Source organism: Isoptericola sp. NPDC057559 (genome assembly GCF_042801555.1).
In the GTDB taxonomy this organism is placed as follows: domain Bacteria; phylum Actinomycetota; class Actinomycetes; order Actinomycetales; family Cellulomonadaceae; genus Isoptericola.
This window is the reverse complement of record NZ_JBHVFQ010000002.1, coordinates 262,576-279,388: the sequence shown is the minus strand read 5'-3', so window position 1 is coordinate 279,388 and position 16,813 is coordinate 262,576. Positions and strand designations below refer to the sequence as shown.

The following is a 16,813-nucleotide window of genomic DNA, read 5'->3' as shown; positions in this document are numbered from 1 at the left end:
ACGGCGACGCGGGGCCGCAGCATCCCGGGAGGACGCCGATGAGCACGACCCTGCGGCACGAGACGATGGAGCTGCCGGTGGCGGCGGTCGGCGCGGAGGGCCCGTTCCCCCCGCTCGAGCCGGAGAAGGTGCCCCACCAGCCCCCGGACCGCACCACGGTCCCCGCCGACATCGCCGACCGGGTGGAGGCGGCGGCCCCGCCGTGGGTGTTCCCGTACCACCCGCAGTCGGACTACGGCCGCGACCGCACGCCCGGCCGCCTCGACGTCGTCGTGCTGGAGAACGCGCACCTGCGGGCGACGGTGGTGCCGGGGCTCGGGGGCCGGATCTGGTCGCTCGTCGACGTCCCCACCGGCGCCGACCTCGTGTACGCGAACCGGGTGCTGCAGCCCGCGAACCTGGCCCTGCGCGACGCGTGGTTCGCCGGCGGGGTCGAGTTCAACGTCGGCACGCGCGGGCACTCCCCCACGACGTGCTCCCCGCTGCACGCGGCCGTGGTGGCCGGTCCGGACGGCGCGCCCGGCCTGCGGATGTGGGAGTACGAGCGGGTGCGCGGCGTCGTCGTGCAGATCGACGTCCACCTGGGCCACGACGCGACGATGCTGGCGGTGCACGTGCGCGTGACCAACCCCGGCGACGTGCCGGTGCCGATGTACTGGTGGACCAACATCGCGGTGCCGGAGGAGGACGACACGCGCGTCTTCGCGGCGGCGCGCGACGTGTACCTCTCCGACTACACCACCGGGCTCACGGGGATCACGGCGCCGTGGCGCGGCGACGTGGACATCACCCGGCCGGGCCGTCACGCCGACGCGGCGGACTACTTCGTCGACTGCCGGGGCGTCGACGTGCCGTGGGTGCTGGCCGTGGACCCGGCGGGTACCGGGCTGCTGCACGCCAGCACCCCGCGGCTGTCGGCCTGCAAGCTGTTCTGCTGGGGCTCCGGCCGCGGGTCGCGGCACTGGCAGGAATGGCTCTCCCCCGAGGGCGGCCGGTACGCCGAGATCCAGGCGGGCCTCGCCACCACCCAGTTCGAGTACCTCGAGCTGGGCGCGCGCGAGGAGTGGTCCTGGACCGAGGTGCTCGGGCGGGTCGACCTGGGCCCGGTGCCGGCGACCACCGGCCCCGAGGACGGGCTCGCCCGGGCCGGCGCCGCGGCGTCGGCCCGCGTGCCCGCCGCGGACCTCGCGGCGCTCGACGCCGAGCTGGCGCGGGTCGCCCGCCAGGCGCCCGGCGAGACCGTCGCCGTCGGCTCCGGCTGGGGGCACGTGGAGGCGCTGCTCCGCGGCCCCGCGGGCTGGGTCGACGAGACGGCGACGCCGTTCCCCGACGTCGCCGACGGCCCGCACCGCCCCTGGCAGGGCCTCGTGACCGACGGCACCGCCCCGGCCGACGTCGACGCCCGCGCGCACGTGCGGGGCGGTCACTGGGCCGACCTGCTGGCGGACGCAGCCCACGACGGCGACGCGTTCGCGCTCTACCACCTGGGTGTCCTCGAGCTCGTCGACGGGGACCCGGACACGGCCGGACGCCACCTGCGCGCGTCGCTGGACGCCGCGCCGAGCGCCGCCGCGCACCGCGCCCTCGCGCACGTCGCGCTGCGGCGGGGCGACACCGACGCCGCGGTCCGGGAGCTCGACGCCGCCCTCGCCCTCGCCGGCCCGGGCTCCGTCGAGCGTCCCGCCCTCGTGCTGGAAGCCCTGCGCCGCCTGCTCGACTCCGGGCGGCACGACCGCGCGCTCCAGCTCGCGCGCGCCGCGTCGGCGGAGCCGCCCGCGCAGGCCACCGCGTCCGAGCGCGCCCGGTTCAGGCTCGCGGAGGTCGAGGCGCTGCTCGGCCTGGACGACCGCGCCTCCGCCCGCCACGTCCTCGAGACCGGCGACGTCGTCCCCGCCAACCTGCGCGAGGGCGAGTCGCTCGTCGCCGCGCTCTGGGAGCGCGCGGCCGGCGGCGCAGCCCTGCCCGAGCGGCTCGACTTCTCGATGCACGGGTCGTCGGAGGGGCGTGCCGCGGTGTCCTGAGTGTCCTGAGTGTCCTGAGTGTCCTGAGGTCGGCCGCGGCGCTATGTTCCGGTCATGTCGACGGAGACGGTCCGGACCCCACCGCGCCGACGGCCGCGCGCGGGCTGGTGGGTGACGCTCGCCGTCGTCGCCGCGGTGGTCGTGACGGGCGTGGCGCAGGTCTTCCCGCTGCCCCGGACCGCGGACGTCGCGGTGCCGCCGCCCGATGCCACCGCCGAGGACGTCGTGCGCGCCTACCTGACCGCCGTGGACGCGCACGACTGCGCCACCGCGCAGGAGCTCACGGCTCCCCCGTTCGCGACGACCACCGAGACCATGTGCCACGACGCCGCGAGCCTGGAGATCACCGATCTCGAGACCGTCGGCACGGGCGCCGTGAACGCGGGGTTCGACGTCGACTGGCGTTTCTTCGCCGACGACGGCTCGATCCCCGAGGGCGGGTACTGGTGGACCTACTTCCTCACCCGCGACGCCGACGGGTGGCGCATCACGGACGCCGGGAACGGCTGACCCGGGACGTCACGCCCCCGGCACGACGAGGCCGGAGTCGTACGCCCACACGACGAGCTGCACGCGGTCGCGGGCGCCCGTCTTGGTCATGATCCGGCTCAGGTGCGACTTCACGGTGCTGGGCTCCAGGAACAGGGCCGCCGCGATCTCCGCGTTGGACGACCCGCGGCACAGCAGCGCGACGATCTCCCGCTCGCGCCCGGTGAGCAGGCCCGCGGCCGCCTCGTCCGGCGCGACGGGGCCGCGGCGGCGCGCGAACTCGTCGATGACGCGGCGGGTGAGCGTCTGGTCCACGAGGCCGTCCCCGGCCGCGACGCGGCGCACGGCGTCGACGAGCACGTCGGGCTCGGCGTCCTTGAGGAGGAAGCCGGACGCGCCGGCCTCGAGGGCGCCGAACACGTAGTCGTCGAGGTCGAAGGTGCTGACCACGAGCACCGGCACGGGGTCGGCGACGCCCGGGCCCGCGAGCTCTCGGGTCGCGGTGATGCCGTCGCCGCCGGGCATCCGGACGTCCATGCACACGACGTCCGGCCGCTCGCGGCGGGCCACGCGGACGGCGTCCGCGCCGTTCGACGCCTCGCCCACCACCTCCAGGCCCTCGCTCTCGAGGATGACGGTGAACCCGGCGCGCACCACGGCCTGGTCGTCGACCAGCACGACGCGCGTCACCGGGCACCCTGCCCGGCCCGAGAGGCCCCCGTCGTCACGCCCTCCGGGCGCGGCACGGTGAGCCGCACCTGCCAGCCGCCCCCGGAGGTACGCCGCGCCGAGAGCCGGCCGCCCACGAGCTCCGCGCGCTCCGTCATGCCGATGACGCCGTGCCCGGGGACCTCGTCGTCGACCTGCGTCGCCGCCGACGAGGGGTCGCCGCGGCCGTTGCGCACGGTGAGCTCCATCGCGTCCTCGTCGTAGGTCGTCTCGACGTCGACGGCGCTGCCCGGCGCGTGGCGGCGGGCGTTGGCCAGCGACTCCTGCAGCACCCGGTACACGGTGAGCTGCGCCGTCGGCGGCAGCTCGAAGGGCTCGCCGCGGCGCGTCTCCTGGACGCGCGTGCCCGTGCTGCGGGCGAGGTCGAGCAGGGCGGGTACGTCCGCCAGCGTGGGCTGCGGGGCCGACGGCGCGTCCTCGCCGCGGTCCCCGGTGTCGCGCAGGATGCCGACGACGAGGCGCAGGTTCTCGAGCGTCTCGCGGCCCTGCGCGCGGATCCAGCGCAGCGACTCCCGCGCCCGTTCCGGGTCACCGTCGACGAGCCGTTCCGCGGCGGCGGCCTGCACGACGATGCCCGACAGGTGGTGCGCCGCGACGTCGTGCAGCTCGCGGGCCATGCGGCCGCGCTCGGCGAGGACCGCCTGCGCCGCGAGCGCCTCGCGCTCGCGCTCGGCCTGCGCCACGCGCGCCCGCAGCTCCGCCAGCAGCTCCCGCCGCGTGCCGACGTACGCCCCGACGAGGGCGGCGCCCACGTACGTGACCAGCGCGGACACGAGGCCGCCCCACAGCTGCGTGCCCACGGGGACGCCCAGCTCGGCGGCCGTCGCGGGGCCGCCGAGCACGAACCCGAGCAGCACCTGCGCGACGGCGGTGCCCGCCGCCGCGCCCAGGGCCGGGCGGCGCGGGGCGTAGACACCCGCCGAATAGGCCGCCACCAGGGCCGCAGGCCCCTGGAAGCTCACGAACGGCGGCAGCAGCGGCACCAGCACGAGCTGGCCCAGCAGCGTCAGCGCCAGGCAGAGCACGGGCCACCGGCGGCGCAGCGTCAGCGCCATCGACTGCCCGACCAGGACGACGCACGTCGCCACCGTCGCGCCGGTGCTCATCGCGCCGACCGACGCGGACGCCCCGAACGTCTCCCCGAGGCCCGACGACACGACCCGCAGCACGGCGAGGAACAGCGCGACGGACAGCACCGCGACGACGCCTCCGAGCAGCGCGTCCCGGCCCGTGGCCGTCCGGACGCCCAGGGCGTCGAGCCGCCGTCGCAGCGCGTCGAGCACGGGTCCTCCGTCGGTGTCGTGGGGTCGGTCGGGTGTGGTCGCGGGGCGCGTGCCGCCCGGCACACGGTACGACGTCCGTGCGCCGGGCGGGGAGGTGTCCGTGCAGGTCACGCCAGGTCAGGCGGTGTGATGCGTCACGCCAGGTCACGGCGTCGGAACACCGCTCCGGCGGTGACCAGCAGCACGGCCGCCCAGGCGAGCAGCCCCGCCAGCGCCGCCGCGACCCCGACGCCCGCCCCGGCGTCGGTGGTCGCGCCGAACAGCTGGGCCGCGCCCTGCCCCGCCGACGCGAGGGAGCCGAGGGTGATCGGCAGCCACGACGTCGCCGTCGTCGCGCCGCCCGTGAGGACGAGCGCGGCGGCCTGCACCATCGGTTCCACGAGGGCCAGCGCCACGACCACGACGACCGCCGCGACCTGCCCCCGCACGAGGGTACCGACGGCGAGCCCCAGCCACGAGAGCAGGACGAGGACTGCCAGGCCGCGGGCCCACACGCCGAGCGCCTCCACCGGGCCGATCGCCAGGCTCGCGCCCGGCGTCGTCGCGACGGCCAGCACCAGGCCGACCGCCGTCACCAGCGCCAGCGCCACGCCGATGGCGAGCGCCGCCACCGCCGTCGCGCCCGCCTTGCCGGCGAGGACCCGCAGCCGGTCCGGGACCGCGAGGGCCGTCGGCACGATGCCCCCGGTGCGGAAGTCGGCCGTGGCCGCGAGCGCCCCGAGCAGCAGCAGGCACAGCGCGGTGACGCCGCTCGATCCGGACCCGGCCGGCCCGTTGCCCAGGAGGTCGAGCAGGCCGCGCTGGGCGGCGGCGGTGCCGAGGTCGGTGGCGGAGGCGAGCCCGGACAGGAGCTCGCTCGTGTCCGCCGGGGACATCTGGGCCCCGACGTGGAACCCCGCGTCCGACCCGCTCAGCGCCTCCAGGGTGCGCAGGGTGCGCGGCAGCACGAGCGTGAGGACCTGGGTGAGCACCATGCCCGCGACCGCGACGGCCGCGACGACCCACGGGGTCCGGGTGGAGCGGAGCTTGAGCAGCTCGGCCCTGAACACGGCGAGGGACATCAGCGCACTCCTTCGGTGGCGGCGGTGAGGTCGAGGTACACGTCCTCGAGGCTCCGGTCGGTGACGAGCTCGGCCAGCGGCCCCGCGGCGACGACGCGGCCCTGGCCGACGACGACCAGGTCGTCGGCCACCTGCGCGACCTCGCCGAGCACGTGGCTGGCCAGCAGCACGGTGCCGCCGTCCTCGGCGAACGCGCGCAGCAGCTCGCGCAGCCAGCGCATGCCGGCGGGGTCGAGGCCGTTGGCGGGCTCGTCGAGGACGAGCACGCGGGGCCGGCCGAGCAGCGCGGCGGCGATGCCGAGGCGCTGCCGCATCCCCAGGGAGTAGGTGCGCACGCGGCGGTCGGCGGCCGGCGTCATGCCGACGGCGGCGAGCACCTCGTCGACCCGGCCCGGGGGCAGCCGCGACGCCGTGGCCAGGACCCGCAGGTGGTTGCGGCCCGTGCGTCCGGGGTGCAGGCCGCCCGCGTCGAGCAACGCGCCGACCTCCTGCGCCGGGTGCTCCAGCTCGGCGTACCGGCGGCCGTCGAACGTCGCCGTGCCCGAGCTCGCCCGTGCCAGGCCCAGCAGCACCTGCAGCGTCGTGCTCTTGCCCGCGCCGTTGGGGCCCAGCAGGCCCAGCACGCGGCCCGGCTGTGCCGTGAAGCTCACGTCGTGCACGGCCTCGAAGCCGCGATAGGACTTGTGCAGCCCCTCGATCCGGATGGTGGTCATCCGTCCCTCCCTCGTCGTCCCGGCGCCCCGGTCGTCCGGAGCCCTGTGCCGATACCCCGAGCCTTCCCGGGACCGGGTGGGCGGGTCTTGGGGCGGAGGGCGGAACCTGCGTTGCGCCTTTCGGGGGAGGTGGTGCGGGTCAGGCCCCTGCGAAGAGGCGGTCGAGGTGCTGGTCGATCGCCGCCAGCGCGGCCGGGGGCTCGACGACGCCGAGCTCGAGCAGCGGGGAGAACCCGGTCAGCGCCAGGACCAGATCGGTCTCGATGCCCGGGTCCCGGTCCGGGGCGATCTGGCCCTGCGCGACCGCATCACGGACGAGACGCTCGACCATGGCCCTGCCGTCGCGGAGCCCGAGGCCCGCCTGCCGGCGCAGCGCCGGGTCGTGCAGGGCCTCCAGGACGTACGCGGCGCTCATGCGGCTCGACGCCCGCGCGTCGGGGTGCAGGGGCAGCATCTCGACGAGCACCAGGCGCAGCACGTCCCGCGGGTGCGGGGGCTGGTCGAGCGCGGCCAGCCCCCGCGCGACCCGGTCGGCGGTGCGCTCGGCGGCGGACTCCATCGCGAAGGTCAGCATCGCCGTGCGGGACGCGAAGTAGTGCTGCAGCTGCCCCAGCGAGACGCCCGCCTCGCGGGCGACCTCGCGGAGGGTGGCCCTGGACCAGCCGTGCTGGTCGACGACGCGCCACAGCGCGTGGGCGATCGCCTCGCGCCGTTCCTGGTGGTCCACCTGCTTCGGCATCCTGCTCCTCCCCCGGGTGTCGTGCGCTCGATACAATACAGTTGACTTGGAACAGGACAGGACGGGAGACACGATGAGCGACGAGCACCCGCCGGCCCCGTTCTTCAACCCGTACGCGGTCGCCATCGACGACGAGGTGGCGATCGCGCTGCTCGCCGAGATGCACGTCCGGAAGGCGATCGAACGCGGCGAGTTCGACAACCTGCCCGGCAGCGGCAAGCCGCTCGACCTGCGGGACCTGCACGACCCGGACTGGTGGCTGAAGGCCTTCATGCGGCGCGAGAAGCTCGTCGTGCTGCCGCCCTCCATCCAGCTCCGCAAGGACGACGCCGAGCTGGACGGGCGCCTCGACGAGCTGTGGAGCGAGGACGACGTGCGCCAGGAGGTCGAGGAGTTCAACGAGCGGGTCCTGCGTGGTCGCTACCAGCCCCCGGCCGGGCCGCCGCTGGTCACCATGCCGCGCGACGTCGACGCGACCGTCGCCGCGTGGGCGGAGCGTCGTGCGGCGCGGGCCGCGCAGGCGCGGGAGCGGCGTCAGACCGAGGCGCCGGACGACGACGGTCGCCGCCGTCGACGCGCTCGTCGGCGACGCCGCTGACCGGCGCCGAGGCGGTCAGGGGAGCCGCCGCGGGGCCGCGGCCCCGTCGGGGGCGACCACGCCGAGCTCCGAGCGCCAGGAGGAGGCCTCGGCATCCTCGACCCTGAAGACGAAGATCTGGTCCGTCGCGATACCTGTGGATGACCGACTGCCCGTGTCGGCGCAGGCCCGTAACCTGGCCGACGTGCTGCACGTCCACCGGTCCGAGCGCTCCGACGCGCTGGTCTCTCCCCTCGCCGACGTGCTCGCCGCGCCGCCGGACGACCCGTTCACGCCCGACGTCGTCGCCGTGCCCACGCGCGGCATCGAGCGGTGGCTGGCGCAGCGGCTCTCGCACCGGCTCGGGGTGGACGGCCCGTCGGGCGCGGGGGTGTGCGCCAACGTGGACTTCTCGTCGCCGTCGCGCCTGGTGGCGTCCGCCGTGACTGCGGTGACGGGCGTCGAGCACGACGACGACCCGTGGCGCCGCTCGCGCCTCGTGTGGCCGGTGCTGGAGACGGTCGACGCGTCGCTGGACGAGGCGTGGGCGGCCCCGCTCGCCCGGTACGTCGGGGAGGACGGTGACGGCGTCCGACGCTCGCGCCGGCTCGCCCTGGCGCAGCGGGTGGCCGACCTGTTCTCCGCGTACGCCCAGCAGCGCCCGGACCTGCTCGCGCGCTGGCTCGACGGCGCGGACGACGACGGCGCGGGCGCGCCCGTCCCCGACGACCTCGCCTGGCAGCCCCGGTTGTGGCGCCGCGTGCGCGAGCGTGTGGACGCGCCCGGCCCGGCGGAGGTGCTCGCCGAGGCCGTCGCCGCGCTGCGCGCGGACCCGGGCGCCGTCGACCTCCCCGCCCGGATCTCCGTCTTCGGCCCCACCCGCCTGCCCGAGGACCAGCGCCGCGTGCTGCGTGCGCTCGCCCTGCACCGCGACGTGCACCTCTGGCTGCCGCACCCCTCCCCCGCGCTGTGGGACGCGGTCGGGGAGCTCGCTGCCGGGGGCGCGGTCACCGGCCCGCGTCGCGACGACGTGCCGCCGGCCGCCCGGCACGCGCTGCTCGCGTCCACCGCGCGCGACTCCGTCGAGCTGCAGCTGCGGCTGTCGGGCGCGCTCGACGCCCCCGACGACGAGACCCCCGAGCTCCACGTCACGCATCACGCCGCGCCGCCCCCGCCCGCCACGCTGCTCGGCGCGCTCCAGGGGGCGCTGCGCGCGGACGATCCCGATGCCGCGCCCCACGACGTCGACCCCGCGGACCGCAGCGTCCAGGTGCACGCCTGCCACGGGCGCGCGCGCCAGGTGGAGGTGCTGCGCGAGGTGCTCACCGGGCTGTTCGCCGCCGACCCGACGCTGGAGCCGCGCGACGTCATCGTCATGTGCCCCGACGTGGAGTCGTTCGCGCCGCTGGTCACGGCGACGTTCGGCGCCGCGCCCGACGGCGTCACGCAGGTGCACCCGGGGCAGCGGCTGCGCGTCAGCCTGGCCGACCGCGGGCCGGGCGTCGTCAACCCCGTGCTCGGCGTGCTCGCCACGCTCCTGCGCCTGGCCGACGGGCGCGTCACCGCCTCCGAGGTCCTCGACCTCGCCGCCACGGAGCCCGTGCGACGCCGCTTCCGGCTGTCCGACGACGACCTCGACCGCTGGCGCACCTGGGCCGTCGAGGTGGGCGTGCGCTGGGGCGAGGACGGCACGCGGCGGGCCCGCTTCGGCATCGACCCGCGCGTGCGCCAGGGGACCTGGGACGCCGCCCTGGACCGGGTGCTGCTGGGCGTGGCGATGGCCGAGGAGGACTCGCGCTTCGTGGGCCCGGCGCTGCCGCTGGACGACATCGGCTCCACCGACGTGGACGTCGCGGGCCGGTTCGCGGAGCTGGTGGCACGGCTGACCGGGCTGCTCGCCGACCTCGACGGCACCCACCCGCTGGAGCACTGGCTCGACACGCTCGACCGGGCCGTCACCCTGCTCACCGACCCCGCCCCGGACGACGCCTGGCAGTCCGTGCAGGCACGCCGGGTGCTCGGCGACGTGCGGGCGGCCGGGGCCGGGCGCCCCGCCGCGACCTCGGGCGGCGGGCTGCGGCTCGAGGACGTGCGCGCCCTCCTCGCCGACCGGCTCGCCGGCCGCCCCACGCGCGCCGGCTTCCGCACCGGCGCGCTCACCGTCTGCTCGCTGGAGCCGATGCGCGCCGTCCCGCACCGGGTGGTGTGCCTGCTCGGCATGGAGGACGGCGCGTTCCCCCGCTCGGCCACGCCCGACGGCGACGACCTGCTCGCCCGCGGCGCGTGCCTCGGCGAGCGCGACCGGCGCAGCGAGGACCGGCAGATCTTCCTCGACGCCCTCACCGCCGCGCGCGAGCACCTGGTGGTGCTGCACTCCGGCGCCGACGAGCGCACCGGCGCCGACCGGCCGCCCGCCGTGCCCGTCGCCGAGCTGCTCGACGCGATCGACCGGGTCGGTACCACCGCGGACGGCGGGCCGGCCCGGCGGCAGGTCGTCGTGCGGCACCCCTTGCAGGTGGTGGGCGAGCGCAACTTCGAGGCCCGCGCGCTCGGCACCCCCGGGCCGTTCAGCTTCGACCAGGCCGCGTTCCGCGGCGCGGCCGCCGGGCGCGGCGAGCGCGTCGAGCCGGGCCTCCTCGTGCCCGAGCCGCTCGCGCTCGACGCCGCCGCACCCTCCGAGGTCGACCTCGACGACCTGGTCGCGATGCTCGAGCACCCCGTGCGCTGGTTCCTGCGGACCACGCTCGACGTGCGGATCGCGCAGGACGAGGACGAGGTGGACGACCGACTGCCCCTGGCCATGCCGCCCCTGGCCGCGTGGGGCGCCGGCGACCGCATCCTCACCGCCGTGCTCGGCGGCACCGACCCCGGCCGGGCCTTCCAGGCGGAGTGGCGGCGCGGCCAGGCGCCGCCTCGCGAGCTCGGACGCACGTCCCTGCGCGACGTCGTCGCGCGCGTGCAGCCCGTGGAGGTCATGGCCCGGCAGGTGCGCGCCGACCAGGCCGCACGCGCCGTCGACGTCGCCGCCGCCCTGCCCTCCGGGGTGCTCGTCACCGGCACGGTCCCGGGCGTGCACGGCGGCCGGGTGGTGCGCGCCGAGTACTCCAAGCTGGGGCCGAAGCACCGGCTGCGCGCCTGGGTGCAGACCCTCGCGCTCGCCGCGTCCGACGGCGACGGCGGCCTCCCCGAGGGCGAGCGGTGGCACGCGGGCACCGTCGGACGGGCCCCCGGCCGCGGCGCCAAGGCCGCGTGGAGCCTGATCCAGGCCCCGGACACGTCCGACGCCGCACGCCTCCTCGACGACCTCGTGGCGCTGCGGGCCGAAGCGGCCCGGGCGCCGCTGCCCCTGCCGCCCGACGCGGCGCACGCCTACGCCACCACCCGCGCCGGCGGCACCGGCGACCCCGGCCAGGCGACCAGCGAGGCCCGCTACACCTGGACCGGCGGCTTCGAGAAGACCGATCCGTACCACCTCATGGTCTGGGGGGACGGCGCGTCGTTCGACGCGATCGCCGGCACCCCGGACGACCTCGACCGGCGACGGTTCCCCGACGAGCCGTCCCGCCTGGGCGCGCTCGCCCGGCGGGTGTGGGACCCGTTGCTGGCGCACGAGCAGAAGGGCACCTCATGACGGCGGGGATCGGCACCGACGCGGTCGACGGGCTGGCGGGCACGCCCGACCGCCCGGTCTTCGACGTCTGCGGCCCGCTGCCGGACGGCACCACCGTGCTCGAGGCGAGCGCCGGCACCGGCAAGACGTTCACCATCGCGGCGCTCGCGACGCGGTTCGTGGCCGAGGGCCGCGCCGAGCTGCGCGAGCTCATGCTCGTGACGTTCGGCCGCGCCGCCACGTCCGAGCTGCGAGACCGCGTGCGCGAGCGCCTGGTGAGCGCCGAGCGCGCGCTGCGCGGCCCGGACCCGGCGACGCACCCGGACCCGGTGGTGGCGCTCCTGGCCGACGTCGACGCCGCCGAGCTGGACCGCCGCCGGTCCCGGCTCACGGCCGCGCTGTCCCAGCTGGACGCCGCGACGATCACCACGACGCACGGCTTCTGCCAGCAGATGCTCACCTCGCTCGGCATCGCCGCGGACGTCGACCCGGCGGCCACGTTCGTCGCGGACGTCGCCGACCTGGTGCGCGAGGTGTCCGACGACCTGTACGTGCGCCGCTTCGCGGACGAGGCTCACCCCGCGCTCACCCCGCCCATGGCCGCCGACCTGGGCCGCGCCGCCGTCAGCGACCACCAGGCCGTGGTCGCGCCGGCGGAGCCAGCCGGCGGCGCGCCGTCAACCCAGGGCGCGCTGCGCCAGGCGGTCGCCCTGGAGACCCGCACCGAGACCCTGCGGCGCAAGCGTGCGCAGCACCTCCTGGACTACGACGACCTGCTCGTCATGCTGCGCGACGCCCTCGTCGACCCCGTGCACGGGCCGACCGCGGCGGCCCGCGTGCGGGCGCGCTACCGCGTGGTGATGGTCGACGAGTTCCAGGACACCGACCCCGTGCAGTGGGAGATCCTGCGCACCGCGTTCCACGGTCACCGCACCCTCGTGCTCATCGGCGACCCCAAGCAGGCGATCTACGCCTTCCGCGGCGCCGACGTCGTGGCGTACCTCGACGCGCAGCGCGACGCGACGGCCGTCGCCACGCTCGGCACCAGCTGGCGCAGCGACGAGCCGCTGCTGCGCGCCCTGGACACGGTGCTGGGCGGGGCGGCACTGGGCGACGAGCGGATCGTCGTGCGGCCGGTGGAGGCCGCGCACCGCGGCTCGCGGTTCGACGGCGGCGCGCCCCTGCGACTGCGGCAGGTGACGCGCGCCGCGCTGCAGATGTCCCCCGGCGAGACGCCGCCCGTCGGCCCGCCGCGCCAGCTCGTGGCGCGCGACGTCGCGGCGGACATCGCCGCCCGGCTCGGGCGCGACCGGCTGCTCGACGGCGCCGACGACGGGACCGGCGCCGAGGGCGCCACCTGGCGCCCGCTCGAACCGCGCGACGTCGCGGTGCTGACGCGCACCAACGTCCAGGCCGAGACGGTCCGGTCCGAGCTCATGAAGCGCGGGGTGCCGGCCGTCGTCTCCGGGCTGTCGAGCGTCTTCGCCACCCCGTCCGCGCGCGACTGGCTGACGCTCCTCGCCGCGCTGGAGCAGCCGGGCGCGCACGGCCGGGCGGCCGCGCTCGCGCTCACGCCGTTCGTCGGCTGGGACGCGGAACGACTGGCGACGGCCGACGACGCGGCGCACGACGCGCTCGCCGACACCGTGCGCCGCTGGTCGCGGCTGCTGTGGGCGCGCGGGGTCGCGGCGCTGCAGGAGGCGGTGACGCGCGAGGGCCTGGCGGAGCGGCTGATGCGCACCAGCACCGGCGAGCGCCACCTCACCGACCTGCGGCACGTGGGCGAGGTGCTGCACGTCGCCGCCGTGACCGAGGGGCTGGGCGCGTCGGCGCTGACCGCGTGGCTGCGTCGCCGCATCCGCGAGGCCGCGCAGGACTACGACGAGGAGCGCAGCCGCCGCCTGGAGACGGACGCCGCGGCGGTGCAGGTCGTCACCGTGCACGCGAGCAAGGGGCTCGAGTTCGGCGTCGTCTACGTGCCGTTCGCGTGGGACCGGTTCGAGCCGCGCCAGCCCGAGGTGCTGCGCTTCCACGCCGGTGACGGGCGCCGCATCCTGCACGTGGGCGGCCCCGGCTCGTTCGGGTACGACGCGGCCCTGGAGCGGCACCGCCGCGAGGAGGGCGGCGAGGACCTGCGCCTGCTGTACGTGGCCCTGACGCGGGCCCGGCACCAGGTCGTCGCGCACTGGGCTCCGTCGAAGGCCAACACCTCCAAGGGCGGGCTGACGCGCGTCGTGCTGGGTGAGCGCACGCTCGGCGGCGAGCCCGCGCCGCACGCGTCCCAGCAGGCGATGCGCGACGACGCGGTGCGCGCCGCTTTCGGTGCGCTGGCCGGCCGTTCCGGCGGCACCGTCTCCGCCGAGGAGGTGCCCGCCGAGCCGTCGACCGAGCGCTGGCGCCCGCCCGCGGAGCACGAGCCCTCCCTCGACGTCGCCCACCTCGACCGCCTTCCCGACCAGACGTGGCGGCGCGCGTCGTACTCCGCGCTCACCGCGGCGGCCCACACCGGGCGACCGGGCGGGCTCGCCCCCACGGCGGCCGCCGGGCCCGCGTCCGGCGGGGTGGAGTCCGAGCCGGAGGGCGGCGGGGTGCAGGACGAGCCGGCCGACGCCGCGCCCACGGCAGTGAGGCCGGGCGACCCCTCCGCCCCGGGTGCCGTCGACGCACCGGGCGCCGACCTGCCCTCGCCGATGTCCGGGCTGCCCGCCGGGACGGGGTTCGGCACGCTCGTGCACGAGGTCCTCGAGTACGCGGACACCGCCGCACCCGACCTCGACGCCGAGCTGCTCGCCCGCTGCGCCGCCGCCGCGACCTCCCGGGTGCCCGGCACCGACCCGGCGGAGCTCGCCGCCGCCCTGGGCGTCGTCGCACGCACGCCGCTCGGGCCGCTCGCGGCCGGCCGCACCCTCGCAGAGGTCACCCCGCGCGACCGGCTCGCCGAGCTCGAGTTCGAGCTGCCGCTCGCCGGCGGTGACGGTGACGCCGCCTCGCAGGGGAGGACGTCGGAGGGCGCCGGCCTGACCGACATCGCTGCTCTGCTCGGCCGCTACCTCGGCGACGACGACGTGTTCGCCGCCTACCCCGCCGCGCTGGCGGAGCTCGCGGAGGCGGACCCGGGCGCGCGCCCGCTCCGCGGCTACCTCACGGGGTCCATCGACATGGTGCTGCGCGTCCCGGGCGACGACGGCGCCCCGCGGTTCCTCGTCGTCGACTACAAGACCAACCGCCTCGGCGTCCCCGACGCCCCGCTGACGGCGTACGACTACCGCCCCGAGGCCACGGTCGACGCCATGCTGCACGCCCACTACCCGCTGCAGCTCGTGCTGTACCTCGTGGCGCTGCACCGCTACCTGGCCTGGCGGCTGCCCGGCTACGACCCGGAGGTGCACCTCGGCGGCGGGCTCTACCTGTTCGTGCGCGGCATGTGCGGGCCGGGCACGCCCACCGGGCCCGACGGCGCACCCCACGGCGTCGTGTCCTGGGTGCCGCCGCGCGGGCTGGTGCCCGCCCTGTCCGCGCTGCTCGACGGAGGCGACGCATGACCGACACCGCCACGCTGCCCGGCGGCCCGGCCGAGTCCGCCGGCGACGTCCGCGTCGCCGCCGCGGCCCCCGGCCTGCTGCGGGAGTTCAACGCCGCCGGGCTGGTGGCGGCCACGGACGTGCACGTCGCGACCCGGCTCGGCCGGCTCACCGGCGAGGAGGACGCCACGGTGCTGCTCGCCGTCGCCCTCGCCGTCCGCGCCCTGCGCGGCGGGTCCGTGTGCGTGCGGCTGGACGACCCCGACGAGCTGGCGGCGCTCGCGCTGCCCGAGGACGCCGACCGGGGCGACGCGCTCGCCGACAACCCGGCCGCCGCTCCCCCGCCCTGGCCGGAGCACGCCGCGTGGGTGCACGCGATCGAGGCGAGCCCCGCCGTGGCCGTCGGCGCCGGCGAGCCCGTGGACCGCCCCGCCCGCTGGGTCGGCGGCCGCCTGTACCTCGACCGCTACTGGCGCGACGAGCTCACCGTGCGGCGCCTGGTCGACGCCCGCCTGCAGGCGGCACCCCTGGTCCCCGCCGGCACCGACCGGCTCGAGGGGGCGCTCGCCCGCCTGTTCCCCGCCGCGGGCGACGTCCGCCAGCGCCTCGCCGCCGCGCACGCCGCAGGCCGCCGCCTCACCGTGCTCACGGGCGGGCCCGGCACCGGCAAGACCACCACGGTCGCGCGGCTGCTCGCCGTGCTGCAGGACGTCGCCGGCGAGGATCCGACCGGAGGACCTCCCCTGCGGGTCGCGCTCGCCGCGCCGACCGGCAAGGCGGCCGCGCGGCTGCAGGAGGCGGTGCGCGAGGTGGTGGGCGCCCTCCCGCCGGAGGACCGCGAGCGGACCGGGCGCCCCGACGCGACCACCGTCCACCGGCTGCTCGGGTATCGCAGCGCCACCCGCTTCCGCCACCACGCGGGGCACCACCTGCCGCACGACGTCGTCGTGGTGGACGAGACGTCGATGGTGCCGCTGTCGCTCATGGCGCGGCTGCTCGAGGCGCTGCGCCCGGACGCCCGGCTCGTCCTCGTCGGGGACCCCGACCAGCTCGCGTCCGTCGAGGCCGGAGCCGTGCTGGGCGACCTCGTCGCCCGCCCGCCGGTGGTCGGCACGCTGGGCGAGCACCTCACCACCGCCACGCCGGCCGAGCCCGCCACGCCCGCCACGCCCGCCACGCCGGCCGAGCCGGCCGAGCCGGCCGAGCCCGCCGAGCCCACGGGCGGTGCGGAGGACGACCGCCGCTCCCTCGCCAACGGCGTCGTGCGGCTGGTGACCGTGCATCGCCAGGGCTCCGACTCCGCGATCCTGCCGCTGGCCGCGGCGATCCGCGACGGCGACGCCGACGCCGTGCTCGACGTCCTGCGCGCGGGCGACGGCGGTGTCGAGCTGGTCGAGGCCGACACGGAGCGCCTCGACGAGCACGCCGTGGCAGGTCTGCACCACGACGCGGTCGACGCCGGGCGGCGGCTGGTCGCGGCGGCGCGCGCCGGGGACGCGGCGGGCGCCCTGGACGCGCTGTCCGCGCACCGCGTGATGGTCGCGCACCGCCGCGGGCCGGTCGGCGTCGCCCGCTGGGCGGCGCAGGTGGAGGCGTGGGTCGAGGACGCGACCGCCGACGGCGCGCTGCCCGCCGCCCCGGGGACGCCGTGGGTCGTGGGCCGGCCGCTGCTGGTCACGACCAACGACGCCGACGTGGGCCTGTACAACGGCGACACCGGGGTGCTCGTGGCCGAGGGTGACGGCGTCGTCGCCGCCTTCGGCGACCCGCGGGACCCGCTGCGCGTGCGCACCCACCGGCTGCCGCCGGTCGAGACCGTGCACGCCATGACGGTGCACCGGGCGCAGGGCAGCCAGTTCCGCCGCGTGTCCCTCGTGCTGCCCCCGCCCACCTCGCCCCTGCTCACCCGCGAGCTGCTGTACACGGCGGTCACGCGCGCGCAGGAGTTCGTGCGCGTCGTGGGCACCGCGGAGGCCGTGCGGGCCGCCGTCGCGCACCCCGTCCGCCGCGCGAGCGGTCTCCGCGACCCCCTCCCCTGACGCGCCCGCCGCCGTGAGGGTGGTCTGGGGG

At 77.5% G+C, this 16,813-nt stretch carries 11 protein-coding genes; 6 read left to right on the top strand and 5 right to left on the bottom strand.

The features are described 5' to 3' along the window. The first annotated feature begins 38 nt into the window (after positions 1–38). Complete coding sequence (locus ACFU5J_RS04245) at positions 39–2,021, top strand: DUF5107 domain-containing protein (RefSeq protein WP_430577936.1); 1,983 nt, start codon at positions 39–41, stop codon at positions 2,019–2,021. A gap of 54 nt (positions 2,022–2,075) precedes the next feature. Further along, entirely contained in the window at positions 2,076–2,531 is a 456-nt protein-coding gene (locus ACFU5J_RS04240; RefSeq protein WP_430577935.1) for a hypothetical protein, read from the top strand. Positions 2,532–2,540: 9 nt separating this feature from the next. Here the strand turns inward: ACFU5J_RS04240 and ACFU5J_RS04235 are convergent, their stop codons facing one another. From ACFU5J_RS04235 to ACFU5J_RS04215, 5 genes are all read right to left on the bottom strand, one after another. Beyond that, complete coding sequence (locus ACFU5J_RS04235; RefSeq protein WP_430574137.1) at positions 2,541–3,200, bottom strand: response regulator; 660 nt, start codon at positions 3,198–3,200, stop codon at positions 2,541–2,543. Next, a complete protein-coding gene (locus tag ACFU5J_RS04230) occupies positions 3,197–4,522 on the bottom strand; it encodes a sensor histidine kinase (RefSeq protein ID WP_430577934.1) in 1,326 nt (441 codons plus the stop codon). The genes ACFU5J_RS04235 and ACFU5J_RS04230 overlap by 4 nt, the downstream gene beginning before the upstream one ends. A 134-nt stretch (positions 4,523–4,656) precedes the next feature. Further along, the gene (locus ACFU5J_RS04225; protein ID WP_430577933.1) at positions 4,657–5,583 is read right to left on the bottom strand and encodes a hypothetical protein; all 927 of its coding nucleotides are present in this window, start codon (positions 5,581–5,583) and stop codon (positions 4,657–4,659) included. Next, positions 5,583–6,296 carry an ABC transporter ATP-binding protein gene (locus ACFU5J_RS04220; protein ID WP_430574134.1) on the bottom strand — a complete coding sequence of 238 codons (714 nt, stop codon included), beginning with the start codon at positions 6,294–6,296 and terminating at the stop codon, positions 5,583–5,585. The genes ACFU5J_RS04225 and ACFU5J_RS04220 overlap by 1 nt, the downstream gene beginning before the upstream one ends. A 139-nt stretch (positions 6,297–6,435) precedes the next feature. Continuing rightward, positions 6,436–7,035 carry a TetR/AcrR family transcriptional regulator gene (locus ACFU5J_RS04215; RefSeq protein ID WP_430577932.1) on the bottom strand — a complete coding sequence of 200 codons (600 nt, stop codon included), beginning with the start codon at positions 7,033–7,035 and terminating at the stop codon, positions 6,436–6,438. A gap of 73 nt (positions 7,036–7,108) precedes the next feature. Between ACFU5J_RS04215 and ACFU5J_RS04210 the strand changes: the two genes are divergently transcribed. The 4 genes from ACFU5J_RS04210 (at position 7,109) to recD (ending at position 16,782) form a co-directional block, all read left to right on the top strand. Further along, a complete protein-coding gene (locus tag ACFU5J_RS04210; RefSeq protein WP_430577931.1) occupies positions 7,109–7,633 on the top strand; it encodes a DUF1992 domain-containing protein in 525 nt (174 codons plus the stop codon). A gap of 184 nt (positions 7,634–7,817) precedes the next feature. Then, complete coding sequence (recC, locus tag ACFU5J_RS04205) at positions 7,818–11,243, top strand: exodeoxyribonuclease V subunit gamma (RefSeq protein ID WP_430577930.1); 3,426 nt, start codon at positions 7,818–7,820, stop codon at positions 11,241–11,243. Continuing rightward, on the top strand, positions 11,240–14,764 hold the full coding sequence (locus ACFU5J_RS04200) for a UvrD-helicase domain-containing protein (RefSeq protein ID WP_430577929.1): 3,525 nt from the start codon (positions 11,240–11,242) through the stop codon (positions 14,762–14,764). The genes recC and ACFU5J_RS04200 overlap by 4 nt, the downstream gene beginning before the upstream one ends. Beyond that, on the top strand, positions 14,761–16,782 hold the full coding sequence (recD, locus tag ACFU5J_RS04195; protein ID WP_430577928.1) for an exodeoxyribonuclease V subunit alpha: 2,022 nt from the start codon (positions 14,761–14,763) through the stop codon (positions 16,780–16,782). Before ACFU5J_RS04200 ends, recD begins: the two co-directional genes overlap by 4 nt. Positions 16,783–16,813: the final 31 nt, after the last annotated feature.

Excerpts from the sequence above, each read along its gene's own strand:
- ACFU5J_RS04245 (WP_430577936.1), top strand. The coding sequence starts at position 39 with ATGAGCACGACCCTGCGGCACGAGACGATGGAGCTGCCGGTGGCGGCG.
- ACFU5J_RS04240 (WP_430577935.1), top strand. The coding sequence starts at position 2,076 with ATGTCGACGGAGACGGTCCGGACCCCACCGCGCCGACGGCCGCGCGCG.
- ACFU5J_RS04225 (WP_430577933.1), bottom strand. The coding sequence starts at position 5,583 with ATGTCCCTCGCCGTGTTCAGGGCCGAGCTGCTCAAGCTCCGCTCCACC.
- ACFU5J_RS04220 (WP_430574134.1), bottom strand. The coding sequence starts at position 6,296 with ATGACCACCATCCGGATCGAGGGGCTGCACAAGTCCTATCGCGGCTTC.
- ACFU5J_RS04215 (WP_430577932.1), bottom strand. The coding sequence starts at position 7,035 with ATGCCGAAGCAGGTGGACCACCAGGAACGGCGCGAGGCGATCGCCCAC.
- ACFU5J_RS04210 (WP_430577931.1), top strand. The coding sequence starts at position 7,109 with ATGAGCGACGAGCACCCGCCGGCCCCGTTCTTCAACCCGTACGCGGTC.
- ACFU5J_RS04200 (WP_430577929.1), top strand. The coding sequence starts at position 11,240 with ATGACGGCGGGGATCGGCACCGACGCGGTCGACGGGCTGGCGGGCACG.
- recD (WP_430577928.1), top strand. The coding sequence starts at position 14,761 with ATGACCGACACCGCCACGCTGCCCGGCGGCCCGGCCGAGTCCGCCGGC.